This is a genomic window from Streptomyces sp. NPDC026659 (assembly GCF_040638245.1).
Classification (GTDB): Bacteria; Actinomycetota; Actinomycetes; order Streptomycetales; family Streptomycetaceae; genus Streptomyces.
The window spans coordinates 915052-931281 of the sequence record NZ_JBEZXY010000001.1; the positions used below are offsets into that span (position 1 = coordinate 915052).

Here is a 16230-nt window from a genome sequence, read left to right on the forward strand (position 1 = left end):
GTGACAGAGACCGAGCGCATCCCGTACGCCGACAAGGGCCGTCCCTCGCCGCACGCGCTCACCGGCGCGGGTGTCGTCGTGACCGACGCGGCGGGCCGGGTGCTGCTCGGCTGGTCCAGGAAGCGCCAGGTCTGGGAGCTGCCCGGCGGCAAGAACGACCCGGGCGAGGACTTCGCGGCAGCGGGTGTGAGGGAGCTGGCCGAGGAGACCGGACTGCGGGCCGACCCGGACACGACACGGACCGTGGCCCTGCTGATGGATTCCGTCCACGGTCTCCCCCGGCTGACCGCCGCCGTCCGCGTGCACGCCTTCACCGGCGAACCGTCCGTCGAGGAGCCGCACTTGATCGACCGCTGGGAGTGGCACGACCCCGCCGGCCTGCCCATGCTTCCCCAGCCGCTCTTCACCCCGAGCGCCCACGTGATCGACACGGTCTGGCCGGGCCTCCTGCCGTGTCTGCCACCGGTGCACCGCTATCCGGTGGCGCCGGGCAGCGGCGGCTGAGGCTCCACCCGCTGCGTCCCCCACACCATCAGCAGCGCCAGCCGTTCGGCGTCCTCCGTGCCCGGTTCCGCCGTGTAGACCATGACGCGCAGGTCGCTGCCCGCGACCGCGAGGATGTCGCAGTCGAGGGTCACCGGTCCGACGGTCGGATGGTCGATGGTCTTGCGGGCGGCCTCGTGGACGCCGACCGTGCCGGAGTCCCACAGGCGGGCGAACTCCGGGCTGCCGTCGCGCAGTTCGGCGACGAGGGCGCGCAGCTGGGAGTCGGCCGGGTAGCGGGCGGCCGCCGCGCGGAGGTCGGCGACGAGGGCGGACTCGAAGGCGGCGCGGGCCTCGGGGGTGTAGGTGACGGGGCCGCCGGGTCCGAGGAAGTGCCGCCAGACGCCGTTGAGTTCGCGGCCGCGCCACCGCGTGGAGTCGCCCATCAGGGCGGCGTAGGGCGGGTTGGCCGCGAGCAGGGTCCAGGTGGCGTCGTAAACGGCGACCGGGGTGTGGGCCAGCCGGTCGAGCAGGCGGTGCACGCTGGGCGGGATGAAGACGGGCACCGTCCTCGGTCCGGGCGGCGCGAGTCCGGCCAGCCGGTGGAGGTGGTCCCGCTCCTCCGCCGAGAGCCGGAGCGCGCGGGTCAGCGCCTGCACGACCTGCGAGGAGGGGTTGGCCGCGCGGCCCTGTTCCAGGCGGGTCACGTAGTCGACGGAGATCCCCGCGAGCTGCGCCAGCTCCTCGCGGCGCAGCCCGGTCGCCCGTCTGCGGCCTCCTGCGGGCAGCCCCACGTCGCCGGGGGCCAGCCGGTCCCGCCAGCGGCGGATCGCGTCGCCCAGGTCGGTGGTCGTCATGCCCCCAGTGTGCTGCCGCGCGGACGGGCGTGCCTGGTACCGCCAGTCCCAGGAAAAGCGGTCTTCTGGCTGGTCGCGGGCTCCTGGCGCAGCCTGGAGTCATGACGAGAACACTGATCACCGGAGCCAACAAGGGCCTCGGCCGCGAGACCGCCCGCCGCCTGATCGCCGCCGGGCACACCGTCCACGTCGGCGCCCGCGACCCCGAGCGCGGACGGCGTGCCGCCGAGGAGCTGGGCGCCCGTTTCGTCCGGATCGACGTCACCGACGACGCCTCCGTGGCCGCCGCGGTGAAGACGATCGAGGCGGAGGGCGGTCTGGACGTGCTGGTCAACAACGCCGGTATCGAGCCGCGTCACCCGGACGGCGGCTTCGTCCTTCCCGCCGAGACCACCGCCGACGACGTACGGACCGTCTTCGAGACGAACGTCTTCGGCCCCGTCCGCGTCCTGCACGCCTTCCTGCCCCTGCTCCTGCGCTCGGACCACCCGGTCGTGGTCAACGTCAGCAGCGGCCTCGCGTACACCCCGGCCCTGGCCGACCCCTCTGCCTTCGAGCACTTCTACCCGAGCCTGGCCTACCCGTCCTCCAAGGCCGCCCTGAACATGCTCACCGTGCAGTACGCCAAGGCGTTCGACGGCATCCGGATCAACGCCGCCGACCCCGGTTTCACCGCGACCGACCTCAACCACCACACCGGCACCCAGACCGTCGAGGAGGGCGCCGAGGTCGTCGTCCGCCTGGCGTGCGTGGGGCCGGACGGGCCGACGGGGACGTTCCAGAACGGGGCGGGGGTGCTGCCGTGGTGAGTCGCGGCAGACGGGACCGGTGAAAGGCGAACCGGCGAGCCGGGCGTTCACATGAATGGTGAAATCTTCACCGGATCACCTCAGCGTCCCGCGACCCGGTCCGGCCCCCTCGATCGGCGGCCCGGGAGCGCCGGAGGTGCGGTATACGGCCTGGCGGCGTCTGCTTCAAGTGCCGTACGGGGTACGCGAGATCACGCATATCCGCACTTTCGTTCGGCGTTGCGAGGACTACGTTACGGACCGTATTCTCACCATCGTCAATGAGCTGCCTGCCATGCGCGGCAGCCCACCGCGGCGGACCGGGAGGGGCGCCCCAGGACCAACGTCTTGCTCCAGCGCGTGACTCACGGACCGACCGCCGCCCGCACCGCCGATCCGCCCCGGACGCGACGAGCGGGTACGGACCCCGTGTGCGGGCCCCGCTCGGACGGCCCCCGCTGGACATCCCGGTTCGCTCGACGCCGCCACCGCACGCTCCGGTCCGTCGCACTCCCGCGCGCCCGCGACGTGACCCGGCCGATCCCCAGCAGGAGTTCAGTCATGCGTCTCTTACGGGCAGCCCGTACCGCTCGCGCCTCTTCGGCGCCGCCGGAGGCGCACGGACCGGCGACAGGGTTATGTGCCACGGCGATCCCGCCGTACGCGGCCCCAGGCATCCCCTTCCGCCCTCGCGTACGGATCGCCGCCGACACCCCCCGCACCATCGTCGCGAGGACGGCCCGATGACCGAACCGACCCTGTTCCTGGTGCTCGTGGCGGTCGGCGCCGCGGCGATCGCGTACTACGCACGCGTGGCCGCACGTCAGCGGCGGCGCGCCGAGCAGCTCCATGAGCGCGCGGAGACCCTGTCCCAACAGCTGCGCGCGGCCGAGCAGTTCGTCGGGAGGATCACGACCACGGTCGCCTCCCCCACGGCCGAACCGGTCGCCGCGCCCGTACTGCCGCCCCAGCTCGCCGGTACCCCCCTCGCCCACGCGCTGACCGGGCTGAGCGAGGAGACACGGAACACCGTGGCACTCCTGGAACGGCGTGCGGAGGAGCGTTCCGAGGAGCGCGCCGCCGAGGTCCGGAAGGCGGCGGACGCCCAAGTCGCCGACGCGCGGCGGGAGTCGGTCGATGTCGCCCGGGCCACCGTGCGGGCGTTCACGTCCAGCCTCGTGCAACGGGCGAAGAACCTGAGCCGGTCGGTGAGCGCCGGGGTGCGCAAGGTCCACATCTCCGACGAGGCGTACGCCACGCTCAACGAGATCGACCACCTCTCGCAGCAGATGCTGCTCATCGCCTCCGGCTTCTCGGTCCTCGCCGGGGACAAGCTCTCGGCCCGCTGGCGGGCCACCACCCTGACCGACATCGTGCGCGCCGCCATGGGCCGCGTCGAGGGGTACGAGCGCGTCCAGCACCCGGAGATGGAGACCCTCGCGGTCGAGAGCCGGGCCGTCGAGGCCGTGATCCACACCCTCGCGGTGCTGCTCAGCAACGCCCTGCGCTACTCGCCCCCCGCCGCGCGGGTGCACGTCACCCTCGACCACGGCCACAACGCGGCCTTCCTGATCGTGGACGACGCCGGACTGCGCATGGACGACGAGCGGGTGCTGTGGGCCCGCAAGGTCCTCTCCGGAGAACAGCGCGACGACATCACCGCGCTCGGCGCCTACCCGCAGACCGGGCTCCGCGTGGCCGCCGCGCTGGCCAAGGACTACGGCTTCCGTGTCGACATCACCACCCCGAACATCTACGGCGGCACCCGTGCCGTCATCGTGCTCCCGCAGAACCTGCTGACCAGCCCCGAGTCGGTCAGGTCGGCACAGGCCCGCGCCGCCGCCCGCACCGGGGCCGCGCTCCCGGGACAGCAGACCCAGCAGACACGGAGCGCGCCGGAGCGGCCCCGCCCCGAGCCGTCCGCCACGACGGCGAGCGGCCTCACCGTCCGCAAGCGCGCCCCGCGCACCGACGCCCCCGCCGAGCCGGGCACCCCGGCCGCCCCGGCGACGAAGCCCGCCGCCCCGGCGGTCCAGCCGGGCAGCCCCGGCGTCGCCGCCTCCTGGATGGCGGGCACCCGGCGCGGCCGGGACCACCACGGCAGCAGCACCCCCCGCACGGAAGAAGGACGTTGAACACCATGTCGGAGACTCACGCCAACTCCCTGGGCTGGCTGCTGGACGAACAGCTCGGCTCGGTCGAAGGCGTCCGGTACGCGGTGCTGGTGAGCGGCGACGGCCTGCTCAAGGCCCGTACGCACACCATCGACCAGGAGGGCGGCGAGAAGCTGGCCGCCCTGACCGCCTCGCTGCGGGCCTCGGCCAAGGCGTGGGACGAGTTCACCGGTGGTGGCGGGGTGCGCCAGCACCTCGTGGAGTGCGCGAACAACTTCTGCCTGACGACGGCCGCCGGGCAGAACACGACGCTGATGGTCTGCACGACCGGACCGCTGGCCGACATCGGTCTGATCACCGATCACATGGTGCGTCTCGCAGTGCAGTTGGGCACGCAGCTCTCCACCGGCGAACGCACTCCTGTTCCCCAGCGCGACGGGAGTCTCGGGGCATGAGCGGGCCGCGGCGCGACCCGGACATGGTCCGGCCCTACGTCCGTACCGGCGGCCAGATCCGCCCACGGGACGACGTGCGCTGGGAGAGCGTGGTCATCGCCGCGGCCGGCTCCGCCGGTGAACTCGCCACGGACGAACGCCGGGTGATGAGCCTGTTCTCACCCGGCTGCGGCGGTCTGGCCGTGGCCGACATCGCCGCCGCGCTGCAACTGCCGCCCTCCACCGTCCGCATTCTCGTCTCCCGCCTCATGGACACCGGCCGACTGACCAGCCCGGTCGACGCCAACTCCGCTCAGCCGCAGGACGACATTCTCGTAAGGGTGCTCCATGGACTTCGACAACTCCTCTGACCCGCCCGTCACTTACGTGCCCTCCACGGTGACGCAGTCGGCCAAGATCGTGATAGCCGGTGGGTTCGGGGTCGGCAAGACAACCTTCATCGGCAGCGTGTCCGAGGTGCGGCCGCTGCGCATGGAGGAACCCATCACCGAGGTCAGCGTCGGCATCGACGACATGCGCGGCACCCCGGACAAGACCACCACCACCGTCGGCATGGACTTCGGCCGCATCCATCTGGCCGACGGCGCACTGGCGTTGTACCTGTTCGGACTGCCGGGGCAGGTCCGCTTCAAGCCGCTGTGGGAGGACCTCTCCGAGGGCGCGCTCGGCTGTCTCGTCCTCGCCGACACCCGCGACCTCGACGCCAGCCACGGCGCCCTCGGGCTGCTGGAGGACCGGGGCACGCCGTACGCGGTGGCCGTCAACACCTTCCCCGACGCCCCGGTCTACCCCGAGGCGGAACTGCGCGAGGCGCTCGCCCTCGACCCCGGCACCCCGCTGACCAGCTGCGACGCCCGCGACCGCGTCTCCTCCCTGCGCGCCCTGATCACCCTCGTGGAACACCTGGTCGGACTCAGCCCCACCGCGTCCCTGGAGCCCCTGCGATGACCGCCGCCGACCCTCAGGCCCCGGCCCGAATCCCGCTGTACGCACCGGAGTTCGCCGCCGACCCGCACACCGCCTACGAGCGGATGCGCACCACGCACGGGACGCTGGTGCCCGTCGAACTGTCCCCCGGCATCCCCGCCACGCTGGTGATCGGCTACGACGCCGCGCGCCGCATCCTCAACGACCCGCTGCGCTTCCCCGCCGACCCCCGGGTGTGGCAGCAGGACGTGCCGCGCACCTGTCCGGTGCTGCCGATGATGGAGTGGCGGCCCAACGCGCTGCGCAGCGGCGGCACCGAGCACGCCCGCTACCGGGGCGCCAACACCGCGAGCCTGGACGCGGTGGACCAGCATCAACTCCGGGCGCTGGTCGAGGAGATCGCCGCCCAGGCGATCACGGGGTTCGGCGACACCGGGCGGGCCGACCTGCTCACCCAGTACGCGTGGCCGATCAGTTTCCGGGTGCTCAGCGCGCTGCTCGGCTGCCCCGACGACATCGGGGCGCGCATCGCGGACGGCATGGCGAAGATCTTCGAGGCGAAGGACGCCGACCACGGCAACGCGCTTCTCGCCCAGGCCATCGGCGAGTTGGTGGGCCTGCGCCGCGAGCGGCCCGGCGACGACGTGACCTCCCGGCTCATCGGGCACGAAGCCGCCCTGGACGACGAGGAGATGGCCCACCAGCTCGTCACGCTCTACGGCGCGGGCATCGAGCCGCTGACCAACCTCATCGCCAACACCCAGCTGAAGATCCTCACCGACGAGGACTTCTCGGCCGAACTCCACGCGGGACAGTCGACGTTGCGCGACGCGCTGGACACCGTGCTCTACAGCGACCCGCCGATGGCGAACTACTGCATCAGCTATCCGCCGTACCCCACGGACATGGACGGCTATCTGCTCCCGGCCCACCAGCCGGTGGTGATCTCGCTGTCCGCGTGCAACAACGACCCCGAACTCACCCTGGGAATGCCCGCGTCGAGCGTCAGCGGCAACCGTGCCCATCTGGCGTGGAGCATCGGCCCCCACACCTGTCCGGCGCGCTCGCACGCGTATCTGATCGCGGAGACCGCGCTGAGTCATCTCCTCGACGCCATCCCGGAGATGGACCTCGCCGTCCCGCCGTCCGAACTGCGGTGGCGCCCCGGCCCGTTCCACCGCGCCATGGAAGCCCTTCCCGTCCTGTTCCCCGTCCATCGCTGAAGGAGCCCCGTGCCCGAACAGTCGATATCCGCGACCGAGCAGTCCGTCCTCGTCCTCGACCCCACCGGAGCCGACCACCACGCCGAGCTCGAGGCGCTGCGCGCCCGGGGGGCGGCCACCCAGGTCGACATCCTCGGCGTCACCGCGTGGTCCGTGACCGACCCCGACCTCCTCAAGCAGCTCCTGACCAGTTCGGACGTCTCCAAGGACGCCCGCGCGCACTGGCCCGGCTTCCAGGACGCCCTGACCAGCTGGCCGCTCATCCTCTGGGTCGCGGTCAGCAACATGTTCACCGCGTACGGCGGCGACCACCGCAGGCTGCGCCGCATGGTCGCGCCCGCCTTCAGCGCCCGCCGCATCGCCGTGCTCAAGCCGGTCGTCGAGGACACGGTGACCGGTCTCCTCGACGCGCTCGCCGCCCGGCCCGCCGACGAAGTCTCCGACCTGCGCGAGCAGTTGGCGTACCCGCTGCCGATCACCGTGATCGGCCGGCTCATGGGCGTACCCGTGGACCAGACCGCCGTCTTCCGCACCACCGTGGACGGTGTCTTCGACACCACGCTCACCACCGAGGAGGCCATGAAGAACACGGCCGGCCTCTACGCGGCGCTGGACGAGCTGATCGCCGCCAAGCGCGCCGAGCCCGGTGACGACATGACCTCGCTGCTGATCGCCACCCGTGACGAAGAGGGCGACGGCAAGGGCATGACGGACGAGGAGCTGCGCGACACCCTGTTGCTGATGATCAGCGCCGGGTACGAGACCACGGTCAACGCCATCGACCAGGCCGTCACCGCCCTGCTGGCCGACCGCGAGCAGCTGGAGCACCTGCGGGCCGGGCGCGCGACGTGGGAGGACGTGGTCGAGGAGACCCTGCGGTTCGAGCCCTCGGTCAAGCACCTGCCGCTGCGCTACGCCGTCAACGACATCACGCTGCCCGACGGCCAGGTCATCGCCGCGGGCGACGCGATCCTGGCCTCCTACGCGGCGGCCAACCGCCACCCGGACTGGCACGGCCCGACCGCCGACCGGTTCGACGTGACCCGCATCTCCAAGGAGCACCTCGCCTTCGGCCACGGCGTCCACTTCTGCATCGGCGCCCCGCTGGCCCGCATGGAGATCGCCGCCGCGCTCCGGCAGCTCTTCGAGCGCTTCCCGGACATGGAACCGGCCGTTCCCGCACACGAGTTGAAGCCGGTCCACTCCCTGATCAGCAACGGTCACCAGAGCCTGCCGGTACGGCTGCGGCCTGCCGCGGGCTGATCCGCGTGTGACGGCCCGGCCCGGCGCGCGAGGTGCGTGGGCGCGCCGGGCCGGGCGTCGGTCCGACTGACGGGCCCAGCGGCGACGGCCACGATCCGCGCTCCCCGACGGCGCTCAGGGCATCCACGGCGAGTGCGGGAACGGCGGGTGATGCGCGAACGGGTCCACCGGCGGAGGCGCCGGTGGCTGTCGCGCGGCCTCGGCGCGTGCCTCGGACAGCCGCATCGGCCACTCCAGCGCCCACATCAGCGCGGCCGTCCCGGCCAGCGGCCAGAAACCGGCGATGCGCAGGCCCGGGTGCAGGAGTTCCGCCGCCTGCAGCACGGCCCACAGCACCAGGACCCGTACGGCGACCAGGACCACCGACGCCACCCCGGGAAGCGGCAGCCGCAGCGTGAACCGGGGTGCCAGCAGCACGAGTCCGGCAACCGCCGCGAGCAGCAGCGCCTGACGGGCGGCCGGTGCCGGTGCGACGGCCACGGCGTCCAGGGCGAACGCGGCGAGCGCGAGGCCGGCGGTGTTCGCCGCGTACCAGAACACGGTGAGCACGTTGGCCCGAGCGGGCCGCCGGGCGAGCGAGAACGGTGTGCGCAGCACGGCCGCGGCGACGGGCCGCAGCCCCGCCGCGACGACTCCCGCCAGTGCGGTCGTCCAGAACCCGGTCACCGTGACCGGCAGTCCAATGGCGGCCGCGAGCCGCACCCCGGCCCACAGCCCGAGCGCGGTCCCCGCCGTGTCGCGGACCAGCCCCCACACGAGTCCCGCGAACCCCAGCGTCATCAGCCGCCCGATCCCGGCGCCGAACGAGTCGGACGGGAACGGGTCGTCGTCGAAGTCCGCCTCCAGCAACCGCCGCCACCCGTCCCGCACCCGGCGCCTCGGCCCCCGGGTCAGCAGCCCGAACACCCGGTCGGCGACCTCCCCGACAACGAGGATCACCGCCCCGACGGCCAGGACCGCGCCGATCCGCTGTCCGTACGTCCCCTCCACCCGGAACCCCGCGACGAGCAGCGCGGCACCCCACACCCCCACCGCCGTACCGCCGAGCAGTCCCCCGTACGTCAGGAGAACCACCCCGCCCCGCGCCCCCACCCCTCGCGACATCGCGGCCCCCTTCCCCGGCACATCGGCGCCCGCTGCGGCTGTCCGATTTCTTCCCGGTGGGGTGGATCGACATGCGGGAGGAGGAGAGCGGGCCCCGAGTCGCGCGGGCGCGCTCCCCTCCCCGTCGTCAGGCGGACGGGTTGACGATCACCTTCGCCGAGTTGTTCCCGGTGTCCGGGTCGAAGGCGAAGGACGTGCCGTAGGACGGCCGTGCCACGACGCGGCCCGTCGCGTCCGGGACGACGCGGTCGATCCGCAGCCGGAACGGGAAGGACGCCTCCGCGTCCGGCTTGGCCGTCATCGGCAGGTTGCAGGCGTAGTGGCCGACGGCCGGGTCGTCGCCGGACTTCCAGGCCGTGTGGCAGGTGTCGGGCACGGACGTGGCGGTGGTGCCCTCCGGGAGGTAGAAGTCGAGCACGGCCACGGGGTCGCCGGAGACGACGTCGCCGACCCAGGCCGGGCCGTGGTTGGCGAAGCGGAACGCGGCGGTCACGGTGTCACCGGCCGCGCCGGCGACCTCGGTGCCGTACACCGCGAAGTCGGCGGTGTTGTCGGCCTTGACGCGCCAGGAGCGGCCGTTGTCCGAGCCGTCGAGGTCGGTGACGTCGCCGCCGGGCTCCACCTCGTAGTCGAACCGCTCGTTCAGCGCATGGCCGGTGGCGGCGAGCCGCAGCGGCTCCGGCAGCTCCACGCTCGCGCCGGGCGCGACGTCGGTGTCGAAGGCGCAGGTCACGTACGTCATGGTGGAGTACGTGCCGCCGTCGTCCGGGCCGGTGTACGTGCACTGTGGGTAGCGGGTGACGACGTCGAGGCCGTACGTCGCCCACAGCCGCACGCTGAAACCGTGCGCGGTCTCGTTGCCGGTGTTGGTGACGGAGAACGGCACGGTGAGGGTGGTGCCCGGCGCGACGCCGTCGAGGTCCCGCGGCTCCGTGACGCCGAGGTCCGGGCCGGAGCCGACGGTGACGGCGGTCTCCCAGGAGTGCTCCGGGGCGACGAGCGTGCCGTCGGGTCCGCCGGTGGCCTCGGCGGAGTACTCGATGGTGCCCCGGGCCCCTACGGCGGCACCGGCGACGGCCCGTACCTTCAGCGACAGCTGACTGCCGGAGTGGAGCGGCACGTCCCCGGTGTCGCACACCGCGACGGTCCGGGCCGCGTCCGGCGCGCAGTTGTCGGGCCACGCCACCTCGGCGACCCCGGCGAGCCGGGAGGCGTCCACGGTCAACTTGCCCTCGGTCACGGTGAAGTTGCCGTTGTCGTGGTAGAGCCCGAGCGCGAGCGACCGGTACTGCGCGGTCCCGCCCTCCGGCGCGACGGTCACCGCGTGCTCGTACGGCGCCTGGATCCACAACTGATCGGTCTGCGGCTCGCCGTCGGCGAAGGCGAGCCCACTACCGAGCCCGGCGACGACCAGCGCCCCCACGGCTCCCGCACACGCCCCGCGACGCAGCACACGCCCGACGGAGACAGAACTCATGACTTCCCCCAACTGGGACAGGAGAGAACCCGGCACCATGATCGACACCGGGCAGGGGTTGGACGGGCGGTGGGGGCCGAAGGTTGTAGTCAACTCGTGTTTTCGGAGGGGAAGTTGGGGGCCGCAGGGCACACGGCGCGACAAGGCCGTCGGTGAGCCGGTCCGAGGGCCCGGCCGGGCGCCGCGTCCGTCCGGGCGTCGGGACACCGGGCTCCGTGCCCGCCCGATGACTTCCGTCGTTCCACACAGTCCAAGCCCCGTCGGCGAACCGCCGGCTTCGGCTTCCGCCCAGGAAGGGAACACATGACTCAGCTACTGCGGGTCCAGAACTTCAACGTCTCGAGCGACGGGATCGGCGCCGGGGAGGACCAGACCCTGGAGCGGCCGTTCGGCCATGTCGATCCCGGGCGACTGTTCGCCTGGGCGGGCGCGACGGCCAGCTGGCCCATGCGCACCGAGCCCGGCGGCAGCCGGGGCCTGGACGACTATCTGACCCGGGACTACGCGCGGAACATCGGCGCCGAGATCATGGGCCGCAACAAGTTCGGCCCCGTGCGCGGGCCTTGGCAGGACGACGAGTGGCGCGGCTGGTGGGGCGACGAACCCCCGTTCCACACCCCCGTCTTCGTCCTGACCCACCACGAGCGTCCCCCGCTGACCCTCTCGGACACCACGTTCCACTTCGTGTCGGGCGACCCCGCGACGGTCCTCGCCCAGGCACGGGAGGCGGCACAGGGCAAGGACGTCCGGCTCGGCGGCGGTGTCTCGACCATCAGGCAGTTCCTCGACGCCGACCTGGTCGACACCCTGCACGTGACGGTCTCCCCCGTGAAACTCGGCCACGGCCTGCGCCTGTGGGACTCCCCGGACGACCTCCTGGACCGCTTCCACCTGGACGTCGTACCGAGCCCGAGCGGGGTGACGCATCACCTGTTCTGGCGGAAGTAGGGAGTGGGGGGCAGGGACACGGCAGAACATCTCCAGACCCGAGCCGGATGCCGGGGCCTGTACGACCCGCCCCCCATGGCCGCGAGTCCCTCACGATCTCCGTCCGGCCCAACTCCCCGTACGGTATCCGGAGCCACTGACAACGCAAGGGGCCGGAGCCGATCCCGGGATGTTCTGATTTCCTTGGTGTCCCGCTTGACTTCGAGCGCACTCGAATTCGTACCGTTCCCGGCATGAGCACTCCTGCACAGCACAAGATCGGATCGGGTTTCGGCGCGGACACCACCGCCGACGAGGTTCTGCGGGGAATCGACCTCACCGGGAAGCTGGCGATCGTCACCGGCGGCTACTCGGGCATCGGCCTGGAGACGACCCGCGCGCTCGTGAAGGCGGGCGCCGAGGTCGTGGTGCCGGCGCGCCGGACCGACACCGCCCGGGAAGCCCTGGCAGACCTCGACGACGTCGAGGTGGACGAGCTGGACCTCGGTGACCTGGAGAGCGTACGAGGCTTCGCCGAGCGGTTCCTCGCCTCCGGCCGCGCCGTTGACATCCTGATCGACAGCGCGGGGATCATGGCGTGCCCGGAGACCCGGGTGGGCCCCGGCTGGGAGGCCCAGTTCGCGACCAACCACCTCGGCCACTTCGCCCTGGTCAACCGGCTGTGGCCGGCGCTCGCGGAGGGCGGCGCGCGCGTCGTCTCGGTGTCCTCGCGCGGCCACCACCTCTCCCCCGTCCGCTGGGACGACGTCCAGTGGCGCGAGGGCTACGACAAGTGGCAGGCGTACGGCCAGGCCAAGACGGCGAACGCCCTGTTCGCCCTCCACCTCGACGAGCTCGGCCGCGACTCCGGTGTCCGCGCCTTCTCCCTCCACCCGGGCGGCATCATGACCCCGCTCCAGCGCCACCTCGCCAAGGAGGAGATGGTCGAGCGCGGCTGGATCGACGAACAGGGCAACCCCCTGAACCCCTCCGGTTTCAAGACCCCCGAACAGGGCGCCGCCACCCAGGTCTGGGCCGCCGTCTCCCCCCAGCTCGACACCCTCGGCGGCCTCTACCTCGAGGACTGCGACATCGCCGAACCGGCCCCCGAGGACGGCACCTGGTCCGGCGTGAAGGACTGGGCGACCGACCCCGAGCAGGCGGCGCGGCTGTGGGAGCTGTCGGCGGAGCTGACGGGCGTGAACGCGTTCGCCAAGTAGACCCGCGCGGCTGTTCCCCGACATCACTCCGGCTCGCGTTGCCGGTGGCGACCGCACCACCGTCGACGCGAGCCGGAGTGCCGTCCCCGGCACGCCCTCACCCGTCCGGTCCCGATGTCGGCACGCCCTCACCCGTCCGGTCCCGATGTCGGCACGCCCTCACCCGTCCGGTCCCGATGCCTGCGGGCCGGGATTCCGGTCAGGCCCCGGGCGGCCGTCCTGAATCCGGCGCTGATTCCGGCGGGAGGGACCGGTCGCGGGCCAGGAACAGCGCCGCGACCGTGGCGAGCACGAACGACGCCGCCGCCAGGGTGATGCAACCCCGCACGCCCGCCGCCGAGTTCCGCTCCGCTCCGGCGACCAGGACGGTGGTGGAGCCGAGTACGGCCGCGCCCACCATGTTCATCAGCACCGAACCGACGGCGAGCATGACCTGCACCAGGCCGGTGACCACCCCCTGCTGGGCGGCCGGGGCCACACTCGTCGCCATGTTGAAGCCGGACGTGACGATCGCCCCGGCGGTGAAGCCCAGCAGCCCGGCGAAGCACAGCGCGACCGGGTAGCTGGACATCGACGGATACATGCCGGCCGTCGCCACCGTGCCGATCACCACGCCCCCGGCCAGCGGCCACGCCGGTCCGACGCGGGCCGCCAGCCAGCCGGCCAGTGTGCCCCCGGCCATGATCCCGGCCGACGGCAGCGCGAACAGCAGACCGAGCCCGCCGCGCGCACCCAGCCCGTATCCGAGATGGTCGTCCGGCGAGACCTGGGCGACGAGGCTGAGCAACTGGAGCATGCTCTGATAGGCACCGGTCGACAGCACCACCACGAGCAGGGTGAGCGCCAGCGGCCGGGTGATGCTCCTGATGTCCACCACCGGCTCCGGCACCCGCCGTGCCAGCACCGCCCACCGCGCGAGCACCGCGACACCGAGGCACAGCAGCGCCAGCGGTCCCGCCGCGACCCAGCCGAACTCGGCCCCGAGGCTCACGTAGCTCAGCACCGCCGCGAGCCCCCCGCCGAGCAGCACCGCCCCGACGACGTCCAGCCTGCCCCCGGTCCGCACCGGCGACTCGGGGATCAGGGCCCGTACGCACCAGGCGGCCACGACCGCGAGCAGCGCGGACACCACGAACACGCTCCGGAAGCCGTACCGCGCGGCCAGCACCTGGAAGAAGAACGGCGAGACGACGCCGAGGAGCGCCGAACCCGACGTCACCACGCCCACGGCCGTCATCGCCACACGCGGCGCGCAGATCCGCCGGATCAGCGCGACGGTGAGGAACATCGCCGTCACCGCCGCCCCCTGGAGCAGCCGCCCCGCGATGAACACCCAGATGTTCGGCGCGAGCAGACACACCAGGGCGCCCGCGCCGCACATCGCCAGCGCGAGCACCAGCACCCGGCGCGCCCCGTGCATGTCGGCGCTCTTGCCGAGCAGCGGCGCCCACATCGCTCCCGCCAGCATGGCGCTCGCGTTGAGCCAGGCCGCCTGGTCGGTGCCGAAGTGGTCGAGCATCTGGGGCAGTACGAGGAGCGGCGCCCCGATCACCGTGTCCACCATGACGTTCACCAGCATCAGCACGGCCACCTGGCGCACGAGCCGGCCGCTCCAGCCGTCCTGCGGCTCCCGGCCCCAAGTCACCGGGCCCCGCAGGGCGATACGGGCCCTCACAGCGTTACGGGTTCTCACAGCGATCCGGGTCCTCACCTCGTCTCCCGCAGCAGTCCGAGGTGCCGGTCGGGCGGTGTGCAGGCGGCCAAGTGGTCGAGCAGTTCGGCCTCCTGACCGGCCGGGACACGGGCCGCGAGGTAGCCGTCCGGGCGGACGAGGATCAGCTCGCCCGGCTCCGGCCGGTACACCCGCCGGAATTCGCCGAACCGGGCCTCCGTCAGACGGTGCACCCGTAGGTGGGCCGGGTCGGCGTGGTCGAGCAGCAGCGGGCCCGGGTGCTCATAGGCGAGCAGAGACCAGTGGGGGCCGCGCAGCAGCTCGAAGACGCTGACGGGGCCGCACGCGTCGGGCGCCCGGTCGCCGGGCGCCGGGCCGGAACCGGCCGTGTCCCCCGGCGCCCAGCCCGAACCGGTCACATCACCAGCCGCCGGACCCGAACCGGCCGTACCCCCGGCGCGAAGCGTGAGCGGGCCGGTGCGGTAGTGGATGCCGAGGCCGGTGGTCATGTCGCCGTCGGCGATGCCGTCGAGCGCCGTGCTCAGCCCGTCCTCGCTGCTCCGGTCGGCCCGCGCGGTGAACGCGCGGATCTTGCCCGTACTGGCCGCCAGCACCCGGCGCGCGACCGGGACGCGTTCGGCGGTGTACGTGTCCAGCAGGTCCGGGTCGGCGCCGCCGAGCACGTGCGCCAGCTTCCAGCCCAGGTTGTAGGCGTCCTGGATGCCGGTGTTCATGCCCTGGCCGCCGGCGGGCGAGTGGACGTGGGCGGCGTCACCGGCGAGCAGGACGCGGCCCCGGCGGTAGCCGTCGGCCATACGGACGTTCACCCGGTACACGGACAGCCAGGTCGCGCTCGTGATGTCCACCGCTCCCGCACCGGCCCGCTCGTCGAAGAGGCGCTGGTACAACTCCCTTGACGGCGTGCCCGGTTCGGTGCCCGCCAGGATCGGGCTCTGGAACTGCCACAGGTCGCTGCCGGGCAGCGGGGTCAGGCCGAGCATGCCGTGCGCGGACGGCCAGATGTGGATGCGGCCCCGGTCCAGGCCGGGCACGGTGAGGTCGCCGAGGTACCAGCGCTGCTTGTCGTAGGTCTCGCCGACCAGCGGAAGCCCGGCAAGGCGGCGGGTGCCGCTGCGGCCGCCGTCCGCCGCCACCACGTAGCGGGCGCGGACGGTGCGCGGGCCGTGCGGGGTGCGCAGGGCGACGGTGACACCGGCGTCGTCCTGCTCCAGCCCGACCGCCTCGGTGCCGAACTCGACGCGGCCGCCGAGGGCGGCGAGCCGTTGCCGCAGCGCGTGCTCGACGTCGAACTGGCCGATCCACAGCGCGTCGGGGTAGGGGGTGTGGAAGCGGTCCTTGGCCCGTACCGAGATGGACGGGCGGTCCACCGTGCCGGCCGGCTCGTGGAACCGGACGGGCAGCCCGGCGACACCGCGCCGCAGGACGGGCGCGAGGGCGCCGAGGTCGTCCAGCACTTCGAGCGAACGGGACTGGATCGTCTTGGCCTTGGAGGCGCGGTTCGGCACCGGTTCACGCTCGACGACGCGGTGCGCGACGCCCCGGCGGGCGAGGTCGCAGGCGAGGGTCAGTCCGGTGGGCCCGGCTCCGACGACGAGGACTTCGGTACGGGGGATGTCGTTCATGGCGGACTTCCGTAATCGGGGGATCGGCGACCGGGGAATCGGTGATCGGGGAATCGGTGGTCGAGGGATCGGCGGCA

General features: G+C 72.8%; 15 protein-coding genes. 10 read left to right on the forward strand and 5 right to left on the reverse strand.

The annotated features are described in order from the left end of the window. Window positions 1-504 (forward strand): NUDIX hydrolase, encoded by a 504-nt coding sequence (locus AB0E91_RS03940; protein WP_361774707.1) that lies wholly within the window; start codon window positions 1-3, stop codon window positions 502-504. On the opposite strand, the gene AB0E91_RS03945 is transcribed toward AB0E91_RS03940, so the two are convergent. Further along, window positions 474-1340: a helix-turn-helix transcriptional regulator gene (locus AB0E91_RS03945; protein ID WP_361774710.1), complete on the reverse strand. Its 867-nt coding sequence runs from the start codon at window positions 1338-1340 to the stop codon at window positions 474-476. The two genes, AB0E91_RS03940 and AB0E91_RS03945, sit on opposite strands and share 31 nt — an antisense overlap. A 101-nt stretch (window positions 1341-1441) precedes the next feature. On the opposite strand from AB0E91_RS03945, the gene AB0E91_RS03950 reads away from it, so the two are divergent. From AB0E91_RS03950 to AB0E91_RS03980, 7 genes are all read left to right on the forward strand, one after another. Next, a complete protein-coding gene (locus AB0E91_RS03950; protein ID WP_361774713.1) occupies window positions 1442-2149 on the forward strand; it encodes an SDR family NAD(P)-dependent oxidoreductase in 708 nt (235 codons plus the stop codon). Between the two features lie 722 nt (window positions 2150-2871). Then, a complete protein-coding gene (locus tag AB0E91_RS03955) occupies window positions 2872-4263 on the forward strand; it encodes an ATP-binding protein (RefSeq protein ID WP_361774716.1) in 1392 nt (463 codons plus the stop codon). A 5-nt stretch (window positions 4264-4268) separates the two neighbouring features. After that, window positions 4269-4697, forward strand: coding sequence for a roadblock/LC7 domain-containing protein (locus tag AB0E91_RS03960; protein ID WP_161180041.1), 429 nt, complete (start codon window positions 4269-4271; stop codon window positions 4695-4697). Next, on the forward strand, window positions 4694-5047 hold the full coding sequence (locus AB0E91_RS03965) for a DUF742 domain-containing protein (RefSeq protein WP_361774719.1): 354 nt from the start codon (window positions 4694-4696) through the stop codon (window positions 5045-5047). The genes AB0E91_RS03960 and AB0E91_RS03965 overlap by 4 nt, the downstream gene beginning before the upstream one ends. Continuing rightward, window positions 5025-5645 (forward strand): ATP/GTP-binding protein, encoded by a 621-nt coding sequence (locus tag AB0E91_RS03970; RefSeq protein ID WP_361774722.1) that lies wholly within the window; start codon window positions 5025-5027, stop codon window positions 5643-5645. The genes AB0E91_RS03965 and AB0E91_RS03970 overlap by 23 nt, the downstream gene beginning before the upstream one ends. After that, entirely contained in the window at window positions 5642-6847 is a 1206-nt protein-coding gene (locus tag AB0E91_RS03975; RefSeq protein ID WP_361774725.1) for a cytochrome P450, read from the forward strand. The genes AB0E91_RS03970 and AB0E91_RS03975 overlap by 4 nt, the downstream gene beginning before the upstream one ends. A gap of 9 nt (window positions 6848-6856) precedes the next feature. Next, window positions 6857-8110, forward strand: a complete 1254-nt coding sequence (locus tag AB0E91_RS03980) for a cytochrome P450 (protein WP_361774728.1) — start codon at window positions 6857-6859, stop codon at window positions 8108-8110. Between the two features lie 114 nt (window positions 8111-8224). Here the strand turns inward: AB0E91_RS03980 and AB0E91_RS03985 are convergent, their stop codons facing one another. Together AB0E91_RS03985 and AB0E91_RS03990 are read right to left on the reverse strand one after the other, a co-directional pair. Then, window positions 8225-9214: a hypothetical protein gene (locus AB0E91_RS03985; protein ID WP_361774731.1), complete on the reverse strand. Its 990-nt coding sequence runs from the start codon at window positions 9212-9214 to the stop codon at window positions 8225-8227. Between the two features lie 127 nt (window positions 9215-9341). Beyond that, complete coding sequence (locus AB0E91_RS03990; RefSeq protein WP_361774734.1) at window positions 9342-10691, reverse strand: hypothetical protein; 1350 nt, start codon at window positions 10689-10691, stop codon at window positions 9342-9344. 303 nt (window positions 10692-10994) lie between these two features. Here AB0E91_RS03990 and AB0E91_RS03995 point away from each other — a divergent pair, with 303 nt between their 5' ends. Then, the gene (locus AB0E91_RS03995) at window positions 10995-11639 is read left to right on the forward strand and encodes a dihydrofolate reductase family protein (protein WP_161181305.1); all 645 of its coding nucleotides are present in this window, start codon (window positions 10995-10997) and stop codon (window positions 11637-11639) included. Window positions 11640-11872: 233 nt separating this feature from the next. Further along, a complete protein-coding gene (locus AB0E91_RS04000) occupies window positions 11873-12838 on the forward strand; it encodes an SDR family NAD(P)-dependent oxidoreductase (protein ID WP_361774738.1) in 966 nt (321 codons plus the stop codon). 199 nt (window positions 12839-13037) lie between these two features. On the opposite strand, the gene AB0E91_RS04005 is transcribed toward AB0E91_RS04000, so the two are convergent. After that, on the reverse strand, window positions 13038-14513 hold the full coding sequence (locus tag AB0E91_RS04005) for an MFS transporter (RefSeq protein WP_361774741.1): 1476 nt from the start codon (window positions 14511-14513) through the stop codon (window positions 13038-13040). A gap of 32 nt (window positions 14514-14545) precedes the next feature. Continuing rightward, window positions 14546-16153 (reverse strand): FAD-dependent monooxygenase, encoded by a 1608-nt coding sequence (locus tag AB0E91_RS04010; RefSeq protein ID WP_361774744.1) that lies wholly within the window; start codon window positions 16151-16153, stop codon window positions 14546-14548. Between the last annotated feature and the right edge of the window lie 77 nt (window positions 16154-16230).

Excerpts from the sequence above, each read along its gene's own strand:
- AB0E91_RS03945 (WP_361774710.1), bottom strand. The coding sequence starts at position 1,340 with ATGACGACCACCGACCTGGGCGACGCGATCCGCCGCTGGCGGGACCGG.
- AB0E91_RS03950 (WP_361774713.1), top strand. The coding sequence starts at position 1,442 with ATGACGAGAACACTGATCACCGGAGCCAACAAGGGCCTCGGCCGCGAG.
- AB0E91_RS03955 (WP_361774716.1), top strand. The coding sequence starts at position 2,872 with ATGACCGAACCGACCCTGTTCCTGGTGCTCGTGGCGGTCGGCGCCGCG.
- AB0E91_RS03960 (WP_161180041.1), top strand. The coding sequence starts at position 4,269 with ATGTCGGAGACTCACGCCAACTCCCTGGGCTGGCTGCTGGACGAACAG.
- AB0E91_RS03965 (WP_361774719.1), top strand. The coding sequence starts at position 4,694 with ATGAGCGGGCCGCGGCGCGACCCGGACATGGTCCGGCCCTACGTCCGT.
- AB0E91_RS03970 (WP_361774722.1), top strand. The coding sequence starts at position 5,025 with ATGGACTTCGACAACTCCTCTGACCCGCCCGTCACTTACGTGCCCTCC.
- AB0E91_RS03975 (WP_361774725.1), top strand. The coding sequence starts at position 5,642 with ATGACCGCCGCCGACCCTCAGGCCCCGGCCCGAATCCCGCTGTACGCA.
- AB0E91_RS03985 (WP_361774731.1), bottom strand. The coding sequence starts at position 9,214 with ATGTCGCGAGGGGTGGGGGCGCGGGGCGGGGTGGTTCTCCTGACGTAC.
- AB0E91_RS03990 (WP_361774734.1), bottom strand. The coding sequence starts at position 10,691 with ATGAGTTCTGTCTCCGTCGGGCGTGTGCTGCGTCGCGGGGCGTGTGCG.
- AB0E91_RS03995 (WP_161181305.1), top strand. The coding sequence starts at position 10,995 with ATGACTCAGCTACTGCGGGTCCAGAACTTCAACGTCTCGAGCGACGGG.
- AB0E91_RS04000 (WP_361774738.1), top strand. The coding sequence starts at position 11,873 with ATGAGCACTCCTGCACAGCACAAGATCGGATCGGGTTTCGGCGCGGAC.
- AB0E91_RS04010 (WP_361774744.1), bottom strand. The coding sequence starts at position 16,153 with ATGAACGACATCCCCCGTACCGAAGTCCTCGTCGTCGGAGCCGGGCCC.